The organism is Pseudomonas putida, from assembly GCF_028682455.1.
Taxonomy (GTDB): domain Bacteria; phylum Pseudomonadota; class Gammaproteobacteria; order Pseudomonadales; family Pseudomonadaceae; genus Aquipseudomonas; species Aquipseudomonas putida_AA.
Window position 1 is genome coordinate 353,913 of sequence record NZ_JANHLD010000002.1, and the last position, 16,706, is coordinate 370,618.

At 65.5% G+C, this 16,706-nt stretch carries 13 protein-coding genes and 1 riboswitch; of the genes, 9 read left to right on the forward strand and 4 right to left on the reverse strand.

Going from position 1 to position 16,706, the window contains the following annotated elements:
• Window positions 1-57 precede the first annotated feature (57 nt).
• From NPS58_RS12335 to NPS58_RS12350, 4 genes are read left to right on the forward strand one after another with little or no spacing between them, the layout of a single operon-like run.
• On the forward strand, window positions 58-1,374 hold the full coding sequence (locus NPS58_RS12335; RefSeq protein WP_274115631.1) for an MFS transporter: 1,317 nt from the start codon (window positions 58-60) through the stop codon (window positions 1,372-1,374).
• Window positions 1,371-2,021, forward strand: a complete 651-nt coding sequence (locus NPS58_RS12340) for a DsbA family oxidoreductase (RefSeq protein ID WP_274115632.1) — start codon at window positions 1,371-1,373, stop codon at window positions 2,019-2,021. Before NPS58_RS12335 ends, NPS58_RS12340 begins: the two co-directional genes overlap by 4 nt.
• The gene (locus NPS58_RS12345) at window positions 2,018-2,344 is read left to right on the forward strand and encodes a Rieske (2Fe-2S) protein (protein WP_274115633.1); all 327 of its coding nucleotides are present in this window, start codon (window positions 2,018-2,020) and stop codon (window positions 2,342-2,344) included. The genes NPS58_RS12340 and NPS58_RS12345 overlap by 4 nt, the downstream gene beginning before the upstream one ends.
• Window positions 2,341-3,351 (forward strand): YeiH family protein, encoded by a 1,011-nt coding sequence (locus tag NPS58_RS12350; RefSeq protein ID WP_274115634.1) that lies wholly within the window; start codon window positions 2,341-2,343, stop codon window positions 3,349-3,351. Before NPS58_RS12345 ends, NPS58_RS12350 begins: the two co-directional genes overlap by 4 nt.
• Before the next feature lie 25 nt (window positions 3,352-3,376).
• Here the strand turns inward: NPS58_RS12350 and NPS58_RS12355 are convergent, their stop codons facing one another.
• The 4 genes from NPS58_RS12355 to gspG form a co-directional block, all read right to left on the reverse strand.
• The gene (locus NPS58_RS12355) at window positions 3,377-4,036 is read right to left on the reverse strand and encodes a TenA family protein (protein ID WP_274115635.1); all 660 of its coding nucleotides are present in this window, start codon (window positions 4,034-4,036) and stop codon (window positions 3,377-3,379) included.
• A gap of 3 nt (window positions 4,037-4,039) precedes the next feature.
• The gene (locus NPS58_RS12360) at window positions 4,040-4,687 is read right to left on the reverse strand and encodes a TenA family protein (RefSeq protein WP_274116532.1); all 648 of its coding nucleotides are present in this window, start codon (window positions 4,685-4,687) and stop codon (window positions 4,040-4,042) included.
• 79 nt (window positions 4,688-4,766) lie between these two features.
• Window positions 4,767-4,881, reverse strand: a riboswitch (TPP riboswitch).
• A 39-nt stretch (window positions 4,882-4,920) separates the two neighbouring features.
• Window positions 4,921-6,108, reverse strand: a complete 1,188-nt coding sequence (locus tag NPS58_RS12365; RefSeq protein ID WP_274115636.1) for a type II secretion system F family protein — start codon at window positions 6,106-6,108, stop codon at window positions 4,921-4,923.
• Between the two features lie 14 nt (window positions 6,109-6,122).
• Complete coding sequence (gene gspG, locus NPS58_RS12370; RefSeq protein ID WP_274115637.1) at window positions 6,123-6,545, reverse strand: type II secretion system major pseudopilin GspG; 423 nt, start codon at window positions 6,543-6,545, stop codon at window positions 6,123-6,125.
• Window positions 6,546-6,721: 176 nt separating this feature from the next.
• Between gspG and NPS58_RS12375 the strand changes: the two genes are divergently transcribed.
• From NPS58_RS12375 to NPS58_RS12395, 5 genes are all read left to right on the forward strand, one after another.
• Window positions 6,722-7,327 carry a lytic transglycosylase domain-containing protein gene (locus NPS58_RS12375; protein ID WP_274115638.1) on the forward strand — a complete coding sequence of 202 codons (606 nt, stop codon included), beginning with the start codon at window positions 6,722-6,724 and terminating at the stop codon, window positions 7,325-7,327.
• A gap of 177 nt (window positions 7,328-7,504) precedes the next feature.
• Complete coding sequence (gene mnxG / locus NPS58_RS12380; RefSeq protein ID WP_274115639.1) at window positions 7,505-13,378, forward strand: manganese-oxidizing multicopper oxidase MnxG; 5,874 nt, start codon at window positions 7,505-7,507, stop codon at window positions 13,376-13,378.
• Window positions 13,379-13,398: 20 nt separating this feature from the next.
• Window positions 13,399-15,396, forward strand: coding sequence for a cytochrome D1 domain-containing protein (locus NPS58_RS12385; protein ID WP_274115640.1), 1,998 nt, complete (start codon window positions 13,399-13,401; stop codon window positions 15,394-15,396).
• A complete protein-coding gene (locus NPS58_RS12390; protein ID WP_274115641.1) occupies window positions 15,393-16,040 on the forward strand; it encodes an SCO family protein in 648 nt (215 codons plus the stop codon). The genes NPS58_RS12385 and NPS58_RS12390 overlap by 4 nt, the downstream gene beginning before the upstream one ends.
• A complete protein-coding gene (locus tag NPS58_RS12395) occupies window positions 16,037-16,705 on the forward strand; it encodes an SCO family protein (RefSeq protein WP_274115642.1) in 669 nt (222 codons plus the stop codon). Before NPS58_RS12390 ends, NPS58_RS12395 begins: the two co-directional genes overlap by 4 nt.
• Window position 16,706: the final 1 nt, after the last annotated feature.

The following is a 16,706-nucleotide window of genomic DNA, read 5'->3' on the forward strand; positions in this document are numbered from 1 at the left end:
GCCAGTCAGGCTTTTCAATAACAACAAGATTTACGCCAGACAACCAGAGGAGGCAGCATGGCCGCCTATATCGCCAGCGCCACAGATGATGGTGCCGACACTTCACGTGGCATTCCGCGGCGCTATGCCTGGATTGTCTTTGCCTTGACCTTTGGCCTGCTGATCTCCGACTACATGTCGCGCCAGGTCCTGAATGCCGTTTTCCCGCTGCTCAAGAGCGAATGGACCCTGACCGACAGCCAGCTGGGCCTGCTCAGCGGCATTGTGGCCCTGATGGTGGGGCTGCTGACCTTCCCACTGTCGTTGCTGGCCGACCGCTTTGGCCGGATCCGAAGCCTGGTGCTGATGGCCGTGCTCTGGAGCGTGGCGACCCTGGGCTGCGCCCTGGCGGAAAACTACCAGCAGATGTTCATTGCCCGCTTTCTGGTGGGTGTTGGGGAAGCGGCCTATGGCAGCGTCGGCATCGCCGTGGTGGTGGCGGTATTCCCCCGCGACATGCGCGCCACCCTGGCCGGCGCCTTCATGGCCGGCGGCATGTTCGGCTCGGTGCTGGGCATGGCCCTGGGCGGGGTGATGGCCCAGCATTTTGGCTGGCGCTGGGCATTTGCCGGCATGGCGCTGTTCGGGCTGCTGCTGGCGGTGTTGTATCCGTTGATCGTCAAGGAAGCGAAGATCGCCCCCAAGCGCGCCGCGGCAGCCGCCTGCAAGGTCGCCCGCCCGTTGCATACCCTGTATGGCAGCCGTTCGGTGATCGCCGCCTACGTGGCCAGCGGCCTGCAGCTTTTCGTGGGCGGTACGGTGATTGTCTGGATGCCCAGCTACCTGAACCGCTACTACGACATGGGCACCGACAAAGCCGGGGCCGTGGCCGCCATCATCGTGCTGTGCAGCGGTATCGGCATCATTCTGTGCGGCATGCTCTGTGACCGCCTGGGCCGCCAGCGCCCGGACCGCAAGATCAGCCTGGCCATCGGTTATTGCCTGGGCAGCTGCCTGCTGCTGTCGCTGGCCTTCGCCTTGCCTTCGGGCACCGCGCAACTGGTGCTGATCTGCCTGGGCATGATGATCGCCGCCGGCACCAACGGGCCGTCCAGCGCTATGGTCGCCAACCTCACCCATTACTCTGTGCATGGCACGGCATTCGCCACCTTGACCCTGGCCAACAACCTGTTGGGCCTGGCCACGGGGCCATTGATTACCGGCCGCGTCTCCGACGTGATCGGCCTGCATGCCGCCTTCCAGCTGGTGCCGCTGATCAGCATCGGCGCGGCGGCTGTGTTCTTTATCGCCAAACGCCACTACCACAACGATATGGCTCGCCTGCAGGATCCACACGCAGCCGAGCCAGGCGTGGCCCAGGAGTTGAAACCGTGAAGCCCGTGTTGTCCATCGATGTATTTTTCGACTTTATCTGCCCCTGGTGCCTGATCGGCCAGCGTCACCTCGAGCGTGCCCTGGGGCAATTGCGTGCCGAGTACCCCCAGCTACAGGTCAACCTGCGCTGGCGGGGCGTGCAACTGTTGCCGAACGTCCCGGCAGAAGGCTTGCCGTTCGAGGCGTTCTACCTTCAGCGACTGGGCAGCGAACAGGCCGTGCGCCATCGTCAGGCGCAGGTGAAGGTGGCGGCCAACGCGGCGGGGGAGCCCATCGACTTTTCCCGCATCAGCCGCATGCCCAACACCGCCGATGCCCATCGCTTGCTGGAGCGCGCGGTGGCCCTGGGCAACCCGACGCAGGTCCAGGCGCTGCTCGATCAGCTGTTTGCCGGCTACTTTCACCAGGGCAAGGACCTGGGCAATCGCAGCACCTTGCTGAGCATTGCCGAGGGCTGCGGGCTGATGCCTGCGCAGGTTGCCGACTGCCTGCGCGGCGACGCCACCCCGTTCATCGGGGCCAGCCCGGCACCAGCCAGTGGTGTGCCGTGCTTCAGTTTCAACCAGCACCGGGTGGTGTCAGGCGCCCAGCCTGTGGAGGTGCTGCTCGAGGTGATACGCGAGTCCCTGGAAGAGGCGACAGCATGACGCTTCGCTATCCGGTACCCGGCCACAAGGTGCCGGCGCGCGACTGCCGCGCGCTGGTGGAATTCGAGGGCAGGAGCCTGGCGCTGTTCAACGTCGCCGACACCCTGTACGCCATCGACGACAGCTGCCCGCACCAGGGCGCCTCGCTGTGTGGCGGGCGCCTGGAGGGGCGGGTGATCCAGTGCTGCGCCCACGGCCTGCGCTTCGATCTGGCCAGCGGGTACCTGCTCAATTCGACGGCGCTCAAGGTGCCTAGCTACCCGGTCGAGCGCCAGGGCGAGCAGGTGTTTATCGTTGTGGATTCCGAGGAGCCCGGCCCATGAGCACTATCGCCATTGCCACCGTCAACCACCGTGCACGAGAACTGGCACCGGGTTTTGTCGTCAGCCTGATCGCGGCGGCGGCGGCCAGTTTCCTGAGTGAACATTACGACGCGCCGGTGATGCTGTTCGCCCTGTTGCTGGGCATGGCCCTGAACTTCCTCGCGGCGGACGGTCGTTGCAAGGCCGGTATTGAATTCACCGCGCGCACGGTGCTGCGCATCGGTGTCGCGCTGCTGGGCATGCGCATCACCCTCGAGCAAATCGCCAGCCTCGGCTGGAAGCCGGTGGCACTGGTAGTCATCATCGTGGTGGTGACTATCGGGGTGTCGATGGTGGTCGCCAAGGCCATGGGCTTCAATCGGTTGTTCGGCATGCTGACCGGCGGTGCCACGGCGATCTGCGGGGCTTCGGCGGCGTTGGCGCTGGCGGCGGCCTTGCCCGCGCACAAGCAGAAGGAGCATGCCACGCTGTTCACGGTGATCGGGGTGTCGGCGTTGTCGACGCTGGCGATGATTGTCTACCCGATGATTGCCGACTGGTTGCAGCTCTCGCCGCCACAGGCCGGGGTGTTCCTGGGGGCCACCATTCATGATGTGGCGCAGGTAGTGGGGGCCGGCTACAGCATGTCCACCGAGACCGGCGATGTGGCGACCGTGGTGAAACTGATGCGGGTGGCCATGCTGCTGCCGGTGATCGTGGTGGCGGCGATGATCACCCGGCGCGCCGGGGACGATGCCAGCGGGCAGCGGCCGCCACTGTTGCCGTGGTTCGCGGTGGGCTTTGTGCTGTTGGCCTGCCTGAACAGTACCGGTTGGGTCCCGGCGCTGGTGCAGGGTGGGGTCAATGACCTGTCGCGCTGGTGCCTGGTGGTGGCGATCAGTGCGCTGGGGATGAAGACGCAGCTCAAGGAACTGGCCAGGGTAGGCATCAAGCCCATTGCCTTGATGGTGGGGGAGACGGTGTTCCTTGTCGTGCTGGTGCTGGCCTTGATGCATTGGGGGTTGTAGCCCCCAATGCCGGGGGCGCCGGGGCTTACTCGGCGTCCAGGCCCATCTGCCAGAAGTCTGCTTCCAGGCGCGAGGCCTGGGCGAAGATCTTCACCAACTCCTCGAACCGACGCTCGGTCATCGTCCGTGACGCCAGGTCGTCCAGGTGCGCCCGGGCAGCCGTTGCCACCGCCTGGTAGCCGGCCCCGGCGTATTCGCCGATCCATTCGCGATACGGGTGATCGGCCAGGGCTTCGACACCGTCGGGGCTCAGGTTGCGGCCGATTTCGGCATAGCCGATCACGCAGGGTGCCAGGGCCACATGCAGGTCGAGCAGGTCGCCCGCCGCGCCGCAGTCCAACACGAAACGGGTGTAGGCCACCGTGGCCTGGTGTTCCGGCGTGGCCGCCAGCGCGTCGGGCGACAGGCCCCAGCGCTGGCACAGGCGCACATGCAGCTCGGTCTCGTCGAGGATCGCCGCCAGCCCCGCCTGGGCCGAGCGGATGTCGGCCAGGGTGCGACTCTTGTAGGCGGCCAGGGCCCAGGAGCGGGCGAACTGGATCAGGAACAGGTAGTCCTGCACCAGGTACTTGCGAAAGGCCGGTTGCGCCAGGGTACCGGCGCCCATCTGGCGGACGAAGGCGTGGTCGACGTAGCTGTTCCAGTCGGCGGCGGCTGCCTGCTTGAGGCGATCGAAGATGTCCATTGCTTATCCCTTGAGGTCGTAGGCGGCGTCGAAGAAGGCATGTTCCAGGGTGACGGCGCGCAGGAAGAAATCAGTGCTGACCTGCACGTGGGCAGGGCCGACCCGATCCAGCTCGCTGCGCAGGAAGGCGACAAAGGCCTGGAAATCGGGGTTGTCGTGCAGGGTGATCCATTCGGCGTGTTCAAAGCGTGGCGGCAGAACTTTGGGTGCCCGCAGGGCCCAGTCCAGGTACAGGCCTTCGGCGACATTGAGCACCGCCAGGGCCGCTGCGTAGGAACGGGTGGCCGCCGCTTCGCGCATGAGGGCCTTGAAGCCTGCGGTCGGCGCTGCGTCCGGCGCTTGCAGGCGTTGCGCCTCGCTGACTCCGAGCGCTTCGAAGGCGCGCAGGAAATAAGTGTTCTCTTCCCCCGAAATCACCCCGGTAAAGCGACCCAGGCGGATACGCGCCTCGAAGGTATCGGCCGTGGCAATGGCGGCGCCGAGCAGGGTCAGGAAGCTGTCGATGAAACGATGGTCCTGGATCAGGTAATTGACCATGACGGCATCGTCGAGGGTGCCGGCCATCAGTTCGTTGACGAAACGATGCTCGATGGACTGGGTCCAGCTCGGTTCGCTCTGGCGGCGGAGGGTGTCGGTAAAGCGTTCGGTCATCCTGCTGTCCTCATTGATGGCGACAGCGAGACCGGTGGTAGCAGACATGGGCGGCCTCGCAGTGAGACCGGCAAAAAGGCAGGTTGGCTATCCCCATCCCTTCGCCGGCATGATCCGGATCAGGTTCGAAGGGTCACCGCGCTGCTCGCGCCAGCGGTTTCTCAGCCCGTTGCCGGGCTCCCCTTGGTGGGCCGAATCTATACAGCAAGCGCACAGGAATGTCACGTTGCCGGCTAGTGAATGCTCGAGGCCAGCTCGAAGATCGGCATGTACATCAAGATCACGATAAAGCCGATCAACAGCCCGATGAAGGTCATCAGCAGCGGCTCGAACAGGCGCACGAACCACTCGATCCAGCGGCCGATCTCTTCATCGTAGAAGTCGGCGCTGCGCTCCATCATCTGCCCCAGGTTGCCCGACTGCTCACCGGCGCGCAGCAGGCGCAACGACACCGGCGTCACCAGTTGCCCGGCCTCCAGCGCCGCCGACAGCGACAAGCCTTCGCGCACCCGTTCGCAAGCCTGCTCCAGGCGCAGGCTGGCGGCTGCACCGAGCAGCCCGCGGGCCATCTGCATGGCCGTCAAGATCGGGATACCGCCCTGCAACAGAATCCCCAGCGACCGGTAGAAGCGCGCCAGCTCGTACATCACCAGGCGCCGGTGCAGGGCCGGCAAGCGTTCGAGCTGGCGGTTGAGCCAGCGTCGTACCCGGGGATCGCGTCGCAGCACGAACAGCCCCACCATGCTTGCGACAAATCCGATACCCAGCGGCGCCTGATGGGCATGCAGGAACATCCCGGCCTGCATCAGCAGCCGCGACAGCCAGGGCAGCTCCGTGCCCAGGCCCTCGAACACCAGGCTGAAGCGCGGCACCACATAGCCCAGCAGGAACAGCACCACGCCGCCACCAACCAGCAACAGCAAGAGGGGGTAGATCGAGGCGCTGATGATCTTCTGGCGCACTTCGTCCATGCGCTGGCGATAGGCGACGTAGCGCCCCAGGGCATCACCCAGGGCGCCGGTCTTCTCGCTCGACTGCACCAGGGCGACATAGAGCGGCGGGAATACACTGGGCAATTGCGCCAGCGACTGGGAGAACGACTTGCCCTCGTACAGCAGGCGCACCAGTTCGCCCAGGGTCTTGCGCGCCTGGGGGGCCGACTCTTTCTCGGCCAGGCTCTCCAGGGCGTCGATCAGCGGCAGGCCGGCATTGAGCAGAGTGGTCAGCTCCTGGCTGAACAGCACCAGGTCGAACGCCTCGCCACGGCGCCAGCGCAATTTGGCAAAGCGTTCGCAACTGCGCACGCTGACCACCCGCAAACCTTGTTGCTCGGCCTGCTGCCTGGCTTGCCCGGCATCCTGGGCGTCCAGCGTCAGCAGCACCACACCGGCCTTGCCCAGTGCCTTGAGCTCGTAGCGCATGGCGTGTTCCTCGCTTACTGCCAGCTGGTGATCTCGGCGTTTTCACCGTCACCGCCGGGTTGGCCGTCCTTGCCCATCGACAGCAGGTCGTACTCGCCGTTCTCGCCAGGCTGGCGGTAGATGTAGTTGCGGCCCCACGGGTCCTGCGGGACTTTTTTCTGCAGGTAGGGCCCCGACCAGCGGGTTTCGTCGCTGGGGGCCGCCACCAGGGCGTTCAGGCCTTGCTCTGAACTGGGGTAATGCCCTACCTCCAGCCGATACAGGTCCAGGGCCTTGCCCAGGCCTTCGATCTGCGCCCGCGCCACCTTGGCCTCGGAGCGCCCCAGCTGGCTGAAGTACTTGGGTGCGACGATACCGGCCAACAGCCCCAGCACCACCAGTACCACCAGCAGTTCAAGCAGGGTGAATCCCTGTTGTGCGCGTTTCTTGTTGTTCATGACCAGCCCTCCATTGTGCGCCTGCAATGCCTCATGCAAATGCCGTGCGCGTCTGCGCCAAGCCTTTGCGCCACGGGCATGGCAAGGCGGCACAGTGCTTGCGTCACTGGCTGAAAGCCTCGGCAATCGGGGCATATGCCCCACTTTTCGGGGGACGCAACGGGGAGGGCGGCAGCATGCGCTGGCTCACTGCAGGAATGTTTGTCTGTCTGGCATCGACCAGCCCGGTCCAGGCCGATGTCTATATCTCGATCAAGGCCGATGGCAGCTACGTGCTGTCCAACGTCCACCGACCCGGGCGCGAGTACCAGCGCGTCATCAGCGAACCGGGCGCGAGCCTTGCCAGCAGTGGCCAGGCGCAACTGATCACCGGGATGCCTTATGCCAAGGTGGTAGCGGCGGCGGCCAAGGCCAACGACCTGCCTGAAGCCCTGCTGCATGCGGTGATCCAGGCCGAGTCACGCTACGACCCCAATGCCCGGTCGGCCAGTGGCGCGGTGGGCCTGATGCAACTGATGCCCGATACCGCCAGGGAGCTGGGCGTCAAGAATGCCCTGGACCCTGCCTCCAACGTGCAGGGCGGGGCGCGCTACCTCAAGCGCATGCTCACTCTCTTCGACAACGACATCACCCTGGCGGTGGCGGCCTACAACGCCGGCCCCGACGCGGTGATGCGCCGTGGACGGGTAGTGCCGCCGTATGCCGAGACCCAGCGCTATGTACCCAAGGTGTTGCGCCAGTACCGGCGGCTGCAGGGATTGGCCGTGGATGCGCCGCTGTGATGGCGTCTGGACTTGCCCGGCGATAAGGGATTCCCCGTTTAGTGGGGAATACCGGGGAATCCCCCCCAATCAGGATTCATTACGGGCTCCAGGCTATTGATAGTTAAGTAAAAAACCACCTGGCACGGGCCTTGCTCAAGCCTTCCCAGAGAACCCAGGCACCAGCGGAGGTGCACAATGACCCCACTAAAAGGCTCTGTCCTTACCTCATTGCTGTTCGCCGCTGCCGCCTTGGGTTGGCAGGAAGGCAGCGAGGCCGCGGTGCGTTGCGAACGCAACCTGGTGGCCAACGTCGTTGCACTCGATCAGCCCCTGATGTTCAACCGGTTGGGGGCGCAGAACGCCAACGGCATGATGTTCGCCCTGCGCCGCGACGTGGTCGACGAACATCAGGTTTCCCTGGCCAATGGCGGGGCGGCGGTGCCCGGCAAGGTCACCTTGCGGCCCGACAAGCGCCCACGTCCCATTGTGCTGCGGGTGGCCGCCGGTGACTGCCTGACCATCAACCTGCAGAACCTGCTGGCCTACCAGGCCAACCCGAACAAGCACGGGATCGATCACGAAGAAGAAAACGAAGGCCCCGAGGCCGAAGGCGAAGAGAACGAGTTCGAAAACGAAGGCAATGAACAAGGCGGTGAAAGCTTTGTGGTCGATGACCAGGTCACCGACCGCCACGTGGGCTTCCAGGTCAACGGCATGCAGGCGGTCAACAGCATCGGCGACATCGCCGCCAACACCGGCCGCAACGGCAACTTCCTGATCGCCCCCGGCGCCAACCGTACCTACACCTTGTACGCCGAGCGCGAAGGCGCGTTCGCCGCGACCAGCCAGGGCGCCACCTTCGGCGGCCAGGGTGGCGCCGGCAACGTCGCCAACGGCCTGTTCGGCCAGGTGGTGGTGCTGCCCAAGTTCGCCCGCACCTACCGCAACACCCTCACCGAAGAAGAGATGCGCCTGAGCACTACCGGGCGGGCGCCGACCGGCCAGCCCATCGTCGACTACCAGGCGCGCTATCCTCAGCGCGAGCCATGGATCCGCGAGGGCAAGGCCGGCTCGCCGATCATCGCCATGGTCGACGGCAACGAGATCATCTCCAGTGAGTCCGATGCCGTGGTCATGGGCCCCAACACCGACGGCAGCTTCCCGCCGTCCACCTACCCGCTGGAAAGCCTCGGCAAGCGCAACCCGGCGGTGCCCAACCGCCTCGAGCCGTTCCGCGACTTCGCCGCGCAGTTCACCGATGAAGCGGCCGCCACCCAGGCCTTCCCCGGCTACTGGGCCGACCCGGTGATGGGCCACGTGCTGGAGCCGACCCGCGACTCGTTCATGATCAACTACGGCTCTGGCGGCATGGGCGCGGAAGTGGTGGCCAATCGCCTGGGCGTGGGGCCGATGCATGACTGCCTGTCATGCTCTTATGAAGAGTTCTTCCTGAGTTCGCACACCGTCGGTGACGTGGCGATGCTGGTGGATGTACCCGCCAACGTCGGCCTCGAGAACCTGCGCCCTGGCCAAACGCCGAGCGCCGACCAGATCGGGGTCAAGGCCACCATGGCCCTGTACCCGGCAGAGCCTGCCAACGTCAACCACAGCTACATCGGTGACTTCGTCAAGTTTCGCAACACCCACAACGGCCACGAGCAGCATATTTTCCACCTGCACGGGCACCAGTGGTTGTTCAACCCCAACGACGACAACTCCGACTACGTCGACGCCCAGGGCATTGGCCCGGGGGTGGGCTACACCTACGAAATCGCCAACGGCGGTTCGGGCAACCGCAACCGGGTCGCGGGCGATGCGATCTATCACTGCCACTTCTACCCGCACTTCGCCCAAGGTATGTGGAGCATGTGGCGGGTACACGACGTGTTCGAAGAGGGCACGCGCCTGGAGGTGTCCAGTCAGGGTGAGGACGGCTATCACAGCGAACCCTACGCACTGCGCAGCGGCAAACCTGCCGCCGGTGCCCGGGCCTTGCCCGACGGCGAGATCGTCGCCGGTACGCCTATCCCGGCCATCGTGCCGCTGCCTGGCAAGGCCATGGCGCCCATGCCGGGCAAAGTGGCGGTGATTCCAAAGCTGGCCCCGACCCTGGTCGCCGAGAACGACGACGATGACGACGAACAAGAGGGCGATGACGACTCCGGTCACCACGAGCAGGCCCCGCGTGCCATTGGCTCGCTGGTGCTGGTCGACCGCAGCGAAGCCAACCGCAACGCCGACGGCAGCCTGAAGAACCCCGGCTATCCATTCTGGATCGGCGGCATGGAGAGCACGGTCGGCCAACGTCCGCCCACCCCACCGCTGGACATGCTTGACCCGGCCAAGGCCACTGCCCTGAAAAACACCGGCAATGCCCTGTGGGCCAACCTCGACCCGGCCCAGGTGGGGGGGTGGGACGGTGGTCTGCCACGCCACTCCCTGGACGGCATGGCCGCCGGTGGCGAGGCCAATATCACCACCACGGCGCTGGACTTCACCAAGTCGATCACCAAGGCCAAGGCGGTGTTCCTGCCGGAGGAGGGCACCGACGTCGAGCAGGCGGCGATGAGCTTCCATTCCAAGCTCGAACATCCAAGCTATGCAGTACTGCCGGACAGCCAGACCGTGGCGCGCAACTTCCGCACCAACGGCGCGGCCCCCACCGCCGGCGCACCGTTCTTCGAGCCGTGCATGGATGACCGCGCCAAGCGCCTGACCCTGGCAGCCGGCAATGGCGAGTTCAACAGTGGTGAACGTCTGGACGCCATGACCTTCACCGGCTCCTCGACCTTCACCGCCGACCGTCCGCGCATCTATAAAGGCGCCAACATCCAGTTCGACGCGGTGTACAACAAGGTCGGCTACCACTTCCCGCAGGCGCGCATCATTGCCCTGTGGGAAGACGTGTGGCCGGTGATCAACAAGCAGCGCCCACCGGAGCCGCTGGTGATGCGCATGAACACCTTCGATTGCGTGATGTACCAGCACACCAACCTGATCCCGTCGTACTACGAGATGGACGACTACCAGGTGCGCACCCCGACCGACGTGATCGGCCAGCACATCCACCTGCCCAAATGGGACCTGACGGCCGCCGACGGCTCGGCCAACGGCTGGAACTACGAAGACGGTATTCTCTCGCCCGGCACTGTGGTCGAGCGTATCCATGCCATTCGCGAGTTCAACCAGTGCGTGAGTGGTGACCCGCGCGAAGGCACCGCCGAGTGCCCGGTGGCCAAGACCCATCCGTTCTTCGGTCGCTACGGGCGGGCCGACTGGGTGGGCGCGCGCACGGCCATGCAACGCTGGTTCGCAGACCCTGTAGTCAACGTGCATAACGTCGACCGTGGCCTGGGCACCATCTTCACCCACGATCACCTCGGCCCATCGACGCACCAGCAACTGGGCCTGTATGCCACCGTGCTGGCCGAACCAGCAGGTTCCACCTGGTATCACGCCGAGACCGGCGAGCAACTGTACAACCCGGCGGTGCGCGAAGACGGCGGCCCTACCTCATGGCAGGCGGTGGTCAAGACCGGCGACCTGGACGGTGACGGGCGCAACGATAGCTACCGCGAGTTCTTCCTGGAATACAGCGACTTCCAGCACGCCTATGAAGCCGGTGTGTATGTGGGCGCAGGCCCGGACGGTATCCCCAACGCGCAAGCCTACCCGGCAACCGCCGACAGCTTCCGCTTCGCGATCAACCCGCCGGTTCGGCAGAAGGCGTCCAACCTGCTCGAGGCGGTGGTGGAGTCGCGCGGCGGCCTGTCGCCGGGATGCCCGTCGCGGCCTTGCCCGCAAGCGATTTCGGTGGATGACCCAGGCATGTTCGTCGTCAACTACCGTAACGAGCCACTGGCCCTGCGGGTCTACGACCCCAACAAGGTAGCCCCGGACGGCAAGCGTGGCATGCAGGCCGACGGCATGGCCGGTGACCTGGCGTTCGCCATGCAGAGCCGTACCGACCGTGCCATCCCGGCGATGAACCTGTCGCCGGCCGCGATCACCTCTGCAGTCGGCCCGACCGGCGGCACCACGCTGTTCCCGCCGCACATCAACAAGGCGGGCGCCGAGCCGGGTGACCCGTTCACGCCGATGTTGCGGACCTACTCCGGTGACAACGTGCGCCTGCGCATGCACGCCGGTGGCCATGAAGAGGAGCACAACGTGACCCTGCACGGCGTCAAATGGCTGCAGAATGGCTCGGGCTATGGCAACAGCTCGAACTCCGGGTGGAAATCCTCGCAGATGGTGGGTATCTCCGAGCAACTGGGCTTCATGGCGCCGGTGTCGATGATCTCCAGCTCGTCTGCGCCCAACGGCGACTACCTGTACTCGCTCGATGCGGCCCATGAAGGCTACTGGAACGGGATCTGGGGGGTGATGCGCAACTACACCGCCAACCGTCCCGACCTGTTCCCGCTGCCCAACAACCCCTTGCCGATGGCGGCGCGCAACACCGTGGCGTTCGACGGCATCTGCCCGCGCTACACCGCCAACGCCAATGGCATCGGTACCCGGCCGACCGTGCAACGCAGCTACGAGATCGTCGCGGCGCTTGCCAACGACATCCTCGGCAACCCGCTGGCGGTCAGCATCAATGATCCAAGCGGCGTCGGCCAGCATGTCGGCGGCCCGTTGAAGGCCAATGGCGGCACCCTGGTCTACAACAGCCGACGCACCAGCATCCCGCAGGTGACCGTGACCGATCCGGAGGACGGCGAGACCTTCACCGTGGGTGGCCACAGCGGGCCGCTGCATGACCCGACCGCCATCCTCTATGTGCGCAAGGCCGACCTGGACCCTGTGACCGGCAAGCTGAAACCTGGCGTGCCGATCGAGCCCCTGGTACTGCGTGCAGCAGCCGGTGACTGCCTCAAGATCACCCTCGAAAACCGTCTGCCCCTGGTGATGCCGGACCTGCCGAGCACGGCGGTGATGCAGAACGTGGTCAAGCGCGACCGTCAGGGCAGCGAGGGCTCCACCGCCTTCAACAACAACCTGATGCGGCCGTCCAGCCACGTCGGCCTGCACGCCCAACTGCTGGCCTACGACATCACCAAGTCGGACGGTGCCAACGTCGGCCAGAACCCGGTGCAGACCGTACCGCCGCGCAATGGCAGCAGCGGTGCCTACCCGAGCAAGGTGTACCAGTACTACGCCGGTCACCTGGAACGTGAAGGCAAGCCGGTGATGCAAATGGGCCGTTCGGTGGACAACATCAACACCACCGCCATCGAATTCGGCGGCCTGAACATCACCCCGGCCGATGTCATCAAGCAGGGCCAGAAAGGCCTGGTGGGCGCCATGAGCATCGTGCCGCAGACTGCCACCTGGACCGAAGACACCGCCAGCCGGGCCTCGGCCACGGTGCAGGTGCCGGGCCAGCCAGCCTACCGCGACTTTGCCACCGTGTGGCAGCGGGCGCTGAACATGCGCTGGTCCGACGGCCGTCCGGTCGAAGGTATAGCCACCGAGGGCAATGGCGTACCGGGCGACCCGAAAGACAACTCCAACATGGCCATCAACTACAAGACCGAGCCGCTGTGGTTCCGCTTCGGCCTGGCCCCGGATGCGCCGTTCGGCCATGCCGACGGCTACGGCTGGGCGGATGTCCCCAACGCGCACATGGCCTACAGCAACGCCCTGGTGGGCAGCGACCCGCAGACGCCGGTGCTCTGGGCCAAGCCGGGCCAGCCGTTGCGCAACCACGTGTTGATGCCGACCGGTGGCAGCCGCGGTATCACCTACCAGCTCGATGGGCACATCTGGCCGCTGCACAACTACCAGGCCGAGAAGTCCGACGTCAGCGGCTACCCCTTGAACCTGCCGGGGATCGGGTCGGTGCGCTTTGGCTACAACCCGCAGGCGATGTTCATCGGCGCCCAGGAAAGCGTGCTGCCGGCCGCGCACTTCAGCTTCATGGTGCCCAGTGCCGGTGGGGCCAATGCGGTGCCGGGCGACTATCTGTACCGCGACTACGCTGCATACGGTAATGCCTCGGGGCTGTGGGGCATCCTGCGGGTAACGGAAGAAGCGCCACCGGTTACACCACCAGCGCAGTAGCAAGGAAAGGGGGAGAGGTCATGATCAAGAAAAACCGACCGTTGTACCTGGGACTGCTGACCGGATTGGCCCTGATGGGCCTGGGGGTCGCCTATGAAAGCCTGTGGTGCGACCCGCGCAGCGAGCTGGCCAAGGCCGAAGCCGAAGCCAGCGCTGACCCGCAGGCCTTGCGCCGGCTCAGCCGCGACGGGGTCACCGTCGAGTTCGAGGCCCGGCCACTGGGCAGTGGCGGGGTGCTGACCGAAGGGGCTTTTGCCAACGTGCGCTTCAAGATCACTGACCAGAACAGCGGCCAGCCACTGTCGGGGGTATCCCCCGGCGCCTGGCTGGACCCGGCGCTGACCGGCGAGGCGGTCAAGGATCGCAGCCAAAGCTGCAAGGCCCGGGTGGCGTTGTTCCTCAAAAGCAGCATCGGTGCCCGGCCATTGCTCGACCTCAACAGCTACTTCCTGCTGGTGCTGAACAAGGACGCCAGCCTCACCGTGATCGACCCGTCGGTGTCGGTGGGCGGTGTCACCAGTACCCTGGCGCGCATCGAGCTGCCCGGCCAGCCGATGGACTGGACCCCGAGCGGCGATGACAAGCTGGTGTTTGTGTCGATCCCCGAACGCGGGGAAGTGGCCCTGATCGACACCGAGACCTTCCAGCGCATCGGCAGCATCGCCGCCGGCAAGCAGCCGCTGCGGGTCGCGCTGCAGCCGGACCAGCGCCTGCTGTGGGTCGGCAACAACGCCAGCGATCCGGCCCAGAGCGGCGTCACCGTCATCGACGTGCCCAGCCGCAAGGCCATGAAGTTCTTCGCCACCGGCGCCGGCCACCACGAAATCGCCTTCAGTGCCGACTCGCGCTACGCCTTTGTCAGCAACCGCGACAGCGGCACCTTGAGTGTCATCGACGCCAGCGACATGCGCCTGGTCAAGACCGTCAAGGTGGGCTCGCACCCCTTGTCGGTGGCCTACTCGGCGCTGTCCCAGGCGGTGTATGTGGCGGACGGGCGTGACGGGACCGTCAGCGTGATCGATGCGCGCAGCCACACCCAGCGCCACCTGATCCAGGGCAAGCAGGGGCTGGGTCCGATGCGCTTCAGCCGTGACGGGCGCTTTGGCATCGTCCTCAACACCCTGGAAAACCAAGCGCTGGTGATCGACGCCAGTACCGACAGGCTGATCCACAGCCTGCCGGTGGCCGCCGAACCCTACCAACTGACCTTTACCCAGGCTTATGCCTATGTCCGCGGCCTGGCTTCGTCCAAGGTCAGCATGATCAACCTGAGCAGCCTCGGCGAAGGGCGCCAGCCCATTGTCCAGGGCTTCGACGCCGGGGCCGTGCCCCCGCGCCAGGCCGGGGACCTGCCGCTGGCCCAGGGGCTCACCGTGGCCCGCGACGAAAACTCGGTGTTCGTGGTCAATCCGGCCGACAACACCACTTATTTCTATGCCGAAGGCATGAACGCGCCGATGTCCGGCTACCCCAACCGGGGCCACAACGCCCGGGCTGCGCTGGTGATCGACCGCAGCCTGCGTGAGGTGGCGCCGGGGGTTTACAGCTCCACGGTCAAGCTGCCGGCCGCGGGTACTTTTGACGTGGCGTTCCTGCTCAACCAGCCGCAGATCATCCACTGCTTCAGCACCGAGGTGTCCGCTTCGCCCACCGCTGCGCATCGGCAGACGCCGCAGATAGAGTTCATGCTCGAGCCCGCCGTGGTGGTGCAAGGCAACCCCTTCACAGCGCGTTTTCGCATCGTCGAGGGCAACGGCACCCCGCGTAACGGCATCAAGGACCTGAGTGTGCGCTACTTCCTCGCACCTACCTCGCGAGCTCGCAACAGCCAGGTGACAGAGGTGGGTGATGGAGTCTACGAGGCCCCCCTGGACCTGGCTGAAAGCGGCGCCTGGTACCTGCATGTCCAGGCGCCGTCGCTGGGCGCCGCCTTTGCCGAGAAAAACTACGCCAGCCTGCGGGTGCTGCCCGCGCAGGCCCAACAAGCGTCTGACACCGGTTCAAGGAGTTCGCGATGAAAAAGCTCGATCGTTGCAGACTGTTCAGCCTGTGCCTGCTGGCTGCCAGTTGTGGCCTGGCCCAGGCCCACAATGGTGTCGACCACAGCGGCCACGGCACGCCTGCCGCCCACCAGGAAAAAACTTCGGTGCGCTTTGCCGATGTACAACTGCTGGACCAGAACGGCATGCCGGTGCGTCTTGAAAAGGACCTGGTGGCCGATCGCCTGGTGGTCATGGGCTTCATCTACACCAGCTGCACCACGGTGTGCCCGGTGGTGTCCTCGATCATGGCCAAGGTGCAGAAGCAACTGGGCGGCCGGGTGGGCAGCGAGGTGCAGTTGGTATCGATCAGCGTCGACCCCCAGCGTGACGACTCCAAGCGCCTGCTCGACTATGCCAAGACCTTCCAGGCCGGCCCCGGCTGGAGCTGGCTGACCGGCACGCCGTACGCGGTCAACGAAACCCTCAAGGGCCTGGGCAGCTTCAGCGCCAACCTGGGCGAGCACCCGCCGTTGATCCTGGTGGGCGATGGTCGCAGCGGCAAGTGGACGCGCTTCTACGGCTTCACCGACCCTGCATTGCTGGTCACCGAAATCGACCGGCTCAGCGCCCGTCGGGTGCATGCCAAGCACACCGCCATTGCCCAGGAGGTGCAGCCATGAGCGCCGCCTCGGGAAGTAGAACCTGCATGCGCGGTGGCGATTGGCTAGTGCTGGCCGCCTGCCTGTGGATACTCAGCGCCGTGGCGTTCGCCCATGAGGGCCACGCACCCGAGCCGGGCGGCGCTCCTGCGGTCGATCCCCGCGCGGTAACACCCACCGCCGGCACCCACGACGCCCAGGCGTATTTCACCGACAGCCTGGTGCAAGACCAGAACGGCCGAACCTTGCGCTTCTACAGCGATGTGCTGAAAGACAAGGTGGTGATGCTCAATGTGATCTTCACCCACTGCAACGACGCCTGCCCGCTGATCACCCGCAAACTGCGCGAGGTACGCGAAGCCATGGGTGAGGAGCAGGCCAGCAAGGTGACCTTCATTTCCCTGAGCAGCGACCCGACCAACGACACCCCGCAAGTGCTCAAGGAGTTTGCCCGCAAGCAGGGGGTGGACGGCCCCAATTGGCTGTTCCTGACCGGCGAAAAAGCGCAGATGGACCTGGTGTTGGCGCGCCTGGGGCATCTGATCCCAAGCCCCGAACAACATTCCACCCAATTGATTGCCGGTGACGTAGCCAACAAGCGCTGGAGCAAGATCCGCCCCGACGCGCCCGCCCAGGCGATCGCCCAGCGCCTGCAACTGCTGTCGCAACCGCTGGCCGGACGTTGAA

Bases quoted from the DNA above. Each gene is read 5' to 3' on its own strand.
- NPS58_RS12365 (WP_274115636.1), bottom strand. From the start codon at position 6,108: ATGCGCTACGAGCTCAAGGCACTGGGCAAGGCCGGTGTGGTGCTGCTG.
- NPS58_RS12385 (WP_274115640.1), top strand. From the start codon at position 13,399: ATGATCAAGAAAAACCGACCGTTGTACCTGGGACTGCTGACCGGATTG.
- NPS58_RS12375 (WP_274115638.1), top strand. From the start codon at position 6,722: ATGCGCTGGCTCACTGCAGGAATGTTTGTCTGTCTGGCATCGACCAGC.
- NPS58_RS12355 (WP_274115635.1), bottom strand. From the start codon at position 4,036: ATGGACATCTTCGATCGCCTCAAGCAGGCAGCCGCCGCCGACTGGAAC.
- mnxG (WP_274115639.1), top strand. From the start codon at position 7,505: ATGACCCCACTAAAAGGCTCTGTCCTTACCTCATTGCTGTTCGCCGCT.
- NPS58_RS12335 (WP_274115631.1), top strand. From the start codon at position 58: ATGGCCGCCTATATCGCCAGCGCCACAGATGATGGTGCCGACACTTCA.
- NPS58_RS12345 (WP_274115633.1), top strand. From the start codon at position 2,018: ATGACGCTTCGCTATCCGGTACCCGGCCACAAGGTGCCGGCGCGCGAC.
- NPS58_RS12390 (WP_274115641.1), top strand. From the start codon at position 15,393: ATGAAAAAGCTCGATCGTTGCAGACTGTTCAGCCTGTGCCTGCTGGCT.
- NPS58_RS12360 (WP_274116532.1), bottom strand. From the start codon at position 4,687: ATGACCGAACGCTTTACCGACACCCTCCGCCGCCAGAGCGAACCGAGC.
- gspG (WP_274115637.1), bottom strand. From the start codon at position 6,545: ATGAACAACAAGAAACGCGCACAACAGGGATTCACCCTGCTTGAACTG.
- NPS58_RS12395 (WP_274115642.1), top strand. From the start codon at position 16,037: ATGAGCGCCGCCTCGGGAAGTAGAACCTGCATGCGCGGTGGCGATTGG.
- NPS58_RS12350 (WP_274115634.1), top strand. From the start codon at position 2,341: ATGAGCACTATCGCCATTGCCACCGTCAACCACCGTGCACGAGAACTG.